Raw genomic sequence first — 4,943 nt, 5'->3', positions numbered from 1 at the left:
CGCGGGGCGGATGTGGGTCTCCACGTTCCACTCGGCGTGCGTGCGCATCCTGCGCCGCGAGGCGACCACGCTGGGGCTGCGCTCGAGCTTCTCCATCTACGACGCCGCCGACTCCCAGCGCCTGCTCACGCTCGTCGCGCGCGAGCTCGAGCTCGACCCCAAGCGCTACCCGGCGAAGGCCCTCGCCCACAAGATCTCCTCGCTCAAGGACGAGCTCGTCGACCCCGAGGAGTTCGCCCGCACGTCCGGCGGCGGCTCGGCGAACGACTTCGACGCCGCGCTCGCGCAGGTCTACACGCGCTACCAGGCGCGGCTGCGGCAGGCGCACGCGCTCGACTTCGACGACCTGATCATGACCACGGTGCACCTGCTGCAGGCGTTCCCGGCCGTCGCCGAGCACTACCGCCGCCGGTTCCGGCACGTGCTGGTCGACGAGTACCAGGACACCAACCACGCGCAGTACGTGCTGGTCCGCGAGCTGGTCGGCAGCGACCGCTCCGTGCTGGTCCCGGGTGCGCCGCTCGGCGCGGCGCCCGCACCGCAGCCGGGCCGGGCGACGTCCCTGTTCGACGCCGACGAGCCCCCGGCGGGCGACCCCGACGAGCCCGCCCCGGTCGGCGTGCCGCGCGGCGAGCTGACCGTCGTCGGTGACGCCGACCAGTCGATCTACGCGTTCCGCGGCGCCTCCATCCGCAACATCATGGAGTTCGAGGCCGACTACCCGGATGCCCGCACCATCCTGCTCGAGCAGAACTACCGCTCGACCCAGACCATCCTCTCGGCCGCGAACGCCGTGATCAGCCGCAACCCGGGCCGCAAGCCCAAGCGGCTCTGGACGGACTCGGGTCAGGGCGCGCAGATCGTCGCGTACGTCGCGGACGACGAGCGCGAGGAGGCACGGTTCATCGTCGGGGAGATCGACCGGCTCGGCGACTCCGACGCGGTGCGCCCGGGCGACGTCGCGGTGTTCTACCGGGCGAACGCGCAGTCGCGCGCGATCGAGGACGCGCTGGTCCGCGTGGGCCTGCCGTACAAGATCGTCGGTGGAACGCGCTTCTACGAGCGCCGCGAGATCAAGGACGCGGTCGCCTACCTGCGGGCCGTGGCCAACCCGGACGACGACGTCAACCTGCGCCGCATCCTCAACGTGCCCAAGCGGGGGCTCGGCGACCGCTCCGAGGCGATGGTGGCGACCTTCGCGGAGCGCGAGCGGATCTCGTTCGGGGCCGCGCTCGACCGCCTCGACGAGGTCCCCGGGCTCGGCACGCGCGCGATCACGGGTCTGACGGCGTTCGCCGACATGATGACCGACCTGCGCGTCCTCGCCGACGCGGGGGCGGGCCCGGCCGAGGTGCTCGGTGCGGTGCTCGACCGCTCGGGCTACCTCGCCGAGCTGCGCGCGAGCGAGGACCCGCAGGACGCGTCCCGCGTCGAGAACCTCGCCGAGCTGCACGCGGTCGCGACCGAGTTCGAGCAGTCGGACCCGGAGGGCGACCTGGCCGACTTCCTCGAGCGCGTCTCGCTCGTCGCCGACTCCGACCAGATCCCCACGCCCGACGGCGCCGAGGACGCGTCCGACGCGGCCGCGCGGCCGGAGCCGGGCGTCGTCACGCTCATGACGCTGCACACCGCGAAGGGCCTGGAGTTCCCGGTCGTGTTCCTCACCGGCATGGAGGACGGCACGTTCCCGCACATGCGGTCGCTGCAGGACATCGACCAGCTCGCGGAGGAGCGGCGCCTGGCCTACGTCGGCGTGACGCGGGCCCGCGAGCGGCTCTACGTGTCCCGGGCCGCGATCCGCACCGCCTGGGGCGTGCCGAACGAGTTCCCGCCGAGCCGGTTCCTCGACGAGCTGCCCGACGAGCTCATCGACTGGCGGCGGCGCGAGTCGTCCACGTCGCAGCTCCGCGGCGGATGGGGCTCGGGCTTCGGCTCGGGCGGCTCGCGGTCCGGTGCCTACGGCTCGGGCGGCGCGGGCTCGGGCGGCTACAGCACGAGCCCCGGCTCGCGCGCTCGTGCCGAGCAGCGACCGGCGCTGCCCTCGACGGGCGCCACCTTCGGCTCGGCGACCCCGCGGGCGGTCGGCGACCTGCCGCAGCTCGCGATCGGCGACCGGGTCACGCACGACGCCTACGGGCTCGGCACGGTCGTCGCGCTCGAGGGCGCGGGACCGAACGCGGTCGTGAAGGTCGACTTCGGGAGCGAGGGCAGCAAGCGGCTGCTGCTGCGGTACTCCCCCGTCACCAAGCTGTAGCGCGCTCAGGCCGCCCGGGTGGCCGCGACGGCCGCGCGGGCCGACTCGGCGGTGACCCCGGCGCGCGCCAGCACCTCGCGGCCGGCGGAGTCGTCGACGAGGCTCACCGCGACGAGCAGGTGCCCGGTGTCGATGCGGCGGGACTTCTCCGCGACGACGACCCGCAGCGACTGCTCGAGGACCTTCTTCGCGTCGGGAGCGAACGGGATGTGGCGCCCGCGGGACGGCGCGGGCCGGTCGAGCGCTCCGGCGCCGAACGTGCCCTCGACCTGTGCGCGGACGGCGTCGAGGTCGACGCCGATCGCGGCGAGGGCGTCCGCGTCGAGGGATCCTGCGGCCGGGGAGTCGAGGGCCGTGCGTAGCGCGGGGCCGTCGACGCCGAGCGAGGACAGCGCGAGCGCGGCGACCGAGGTCGGCTCGGCGGCGAGGGCGAGCAGCAGGTGCGCCGATGTGATGCGGGCATCGCCGCGGGAGCGGGCGACGGACTGGGCGCCGGTGACGGCGTCGCGGGCTTCGGTGGCGAATCGCTCGAACATCAGTCGAACCTCTTTCCGTACTTCTTGTGGACGGCTTGGCGGGAGACACCGAGGGCTTCGGCGACCTGCTGCCAGGACCAGCCGAGCCCGCGGGCGCGCTCGACGTGCAGCGCCTCGAGCCGGTCGGCCAGCTCGTGCAGGGAGCGCACGGCGCGCAGGCCGTCCGCGGGAGCGGCCGCTGCGGCGGCGGTGAGGAGGTCGTCGGACATGTCTGTCAACATAGGTTGACGCGGGAAGGGTTGTCAACTGTGGTTGACATCGGCGACACGCCGCGCGCGGTCCGGGTCTGCGGCGCACACCGACCTACCGTGGGAAACGGACAGGCCGGACGAGCTGGCGCGACGAGCGGGTCCGTGGGGTGGCCATGACGATCGACAGCAGGTCCAGGAGCGGACCTGGCCTCGATCGCGTGCCCGCACCTGAACAGCACGCGGAGGCGAGCCCCCGGACCGGGCGGATCCCGGGACTCGACGGGCTGCGGGCGCTCGCGGTCGCCGCGGTCATCGCCTACCACCTGTTCCCGGACCAGCTCCCCGGCGGGTTCCTCGGCGTCGACGTGTTCTTCGTCGTCAGCGGCTTCCTCATCACCACGCTGCTGCTGCGCGAGGTGCGCGACGGCGGCCGCCTGCAGCTCGCGCGCTTCTGGGTCCGCCGCGCCCGGCGGCTCGTCCCGGCGCTGGTGGTGGTCGTCGCGGTGAGCATCCCCGCGGCCGCGCTGGCCGACCGTGACCTGCTCGTCGGGATAGGCCGCCAGGTGCTCGGTGCGCTGACGTTCTCGACCAACTGGCTCGCCATCGGTGCGGGCGCGAGCTACTTCGACTCGACGCAGCCCGAGCTGTTCCAGACGTTCTGGTCGCTCGCGATCGAGGAGCAGTTCTACCTGCTGTGGCCGCTGCTGCTCGCCGTCGTGCTCGCCGTCTGCCGCACGTGGCGCGTCCGCGCGCGGCTCGCGCTCGCCGGAGCGGTGGCCTCCGCGCTGCTCATGGCCGTGCGCTACCAGCCCGGCGACGACCCCACGCGGGTCTACTACGGCACGGACACCCACGCGTTCGGCCTGCTCCTCGGCGCGGCCGCGGCGTTCGCGTGGGCCGGCCGGGACGAGCTGCTGCCTCGTCGCGCGGTCCGGTGGGCCGGGCCGGTAGCGCTCGGCGGCCTGGGCGTCCTGGTCCTCGTCATGGGGGCCGACGAGGCGATCGCCTACCGCGGCGGGATCTTCGTGGCGTCGCTGCTCGCGGTCGTCGCCGTCGTCGCGTGCACGCGGGTCGAGCCGTCGGGCTACGTGCGGGCGCTCGAGGTGCGGCCGTTCGCCTGGGTGGGGGAGCGCTCGTACGGGCTCTACCTGTGGCACTGGCCGGTGATCCTGGTGGTCGCGGCGCTCGCGGGCGACGGGCCGGGGAGCTCGTCGTGGTGGCGCACCGCGCTGCTCGCGCTGGCGATCACCGTGGTGCTGTCGTGGGCGAGCTACCGCTGGGTCGAGACGCCCGTACGGCGGCTCGGGTTCGCCGAGACCGGGCGCCGGGTGCGGGTCGCGCTGGCCGGGCCGGGTCGGGTGCCGCGCGTCGTGGCGGGTATCGCTGCGGTCGTCGTGCTCGCGGCCGGGGTGGTTGTCGTGACGGCGCCGTCGCAGTCCCGCGCGCAGGAGGCCGTCGAGGCGGCACAGGAGCAGATCGACGCGCAGAACGCCAAGCCGCCGACGAAGCCCGCGCCGACCCAGGCGCCCGGCGAGCCCGTCACCGGCGACCAGGTGGTCGCGTTCGGGGACTCGGTCCTCTCGGCCGCGGCGCCCACGCTGTACGACGCGTTCCCCGGCATCCGCATCGACGCCAAACCCATCCGCAAGTGGATCGACGCGGCCCCGATCATCGAGAAGTCCGCCGCCGACGGCAGGCTGCGCCCCGTCGTCGTGCTGAACTTCGGCACCAACGGCGGCTTCCAGTTCGAGGGCTCCGAGGCGGCGTTCGAGGACATCCTCGACGCGATCGGGCCGGACCGGGACGTGGTCGTGGTGACCATCAACGGCATCAGCCACTGGGTGCCGGACGCGAACGCCGAGCTCGAGCGGCTCGCCGCGAAGCACTCCAACGTCACGGTCGCCGACTGGCGCACCTACGCGGCCGACCACACCGGCATCCTGCACGCGGACCGCACCCACC

General features: G+C 73.9%; 4 protein-coding genes. 2 read left to right on the top strand and 2 right to left on the bottom strand.

The window, feature by feature from the left end; translation table 11 throughout:
* Positions 1 to 2,254 (top strand): 3'-5' exonuclease (locus D1825_RS01220; protein WP_118765695.1); only part of this gene is annotated, 2,254 nt, incomplete at its 5' end.
* Between the two features lie 5 nt (positions 2,255 to 2,259).
* Here D1825_RS01220 and D1825_RS01215 read toward each other — a convergent pair.
* Positions 2,260 to 2,790: a Clp protease N-terminal domain-containing protein gene (locus tag D1825_RS01215; RefSeq protein ID WP_118765694.1), complete on the bottom strand. Its 531-nt coding sequence runs from the start codon at positions 2,788 to 2,790 to the stop codon at positions 2,260 to 2,262.
* On the bottom strand, positions 2,790 to 2,999 hold the full coding sequence (locus D1825_RS01210; RefSeq protein ID WP_118765693.1) for a helix-turn-helix domain-containing protein: 210 nt from the start codon (positions 2,997 to 2,999) through the stop codon (positions 2,790 to 2,792). The genes D1825_RS01215 and D1825_RS01210 overlap by 1 nt, the downstream gene beginning before the upstream one ends.
* Positions 3,000 to 3,199: 200 nt before the next feature.
* On the opposite strand from D1825_RS01210, the gene D1825_RS01205 reads away from it, so the two are divergent.
* Positions 3,200 to 4,943, top strand: a 1,744-nt coding sequence (locus D1825_RS01205) for an acyltransferase family protein (RefSeq protein ID WP_233549551.1), incomplete at its 3' end; no start/stop codon positions are given.

The organism is Cellulomonas rhizosphaerae (assembly GCF_003470205.1).
GTDB lineage: Bacteria > Actinomycetota > Actinomycetes > Actinomycetales > Cellulomonadaceae > Cellulomonas > Cellulomonas rhizosphaerae.
This window is presented reverse-complemented; position numbering and strand designations above follow the sequence as displayed.

Coding starts and splice junctions, on each gene's coding strand:
- D1825_RS01215 (WP_118765694.1), bottom strand. CDS start 2,790: ATGTTCGAGCGATTCGCCACCGAAGCCCGCGACGCCGTCACCGGCGCC.
- D1825_RS01210 (WP_118765693.1), bottom strand. CDS start 2,999: ATGTCCGACGACCTCCTCACCGCCGCCGCAGCGGCCGCTCCCGCGGAC.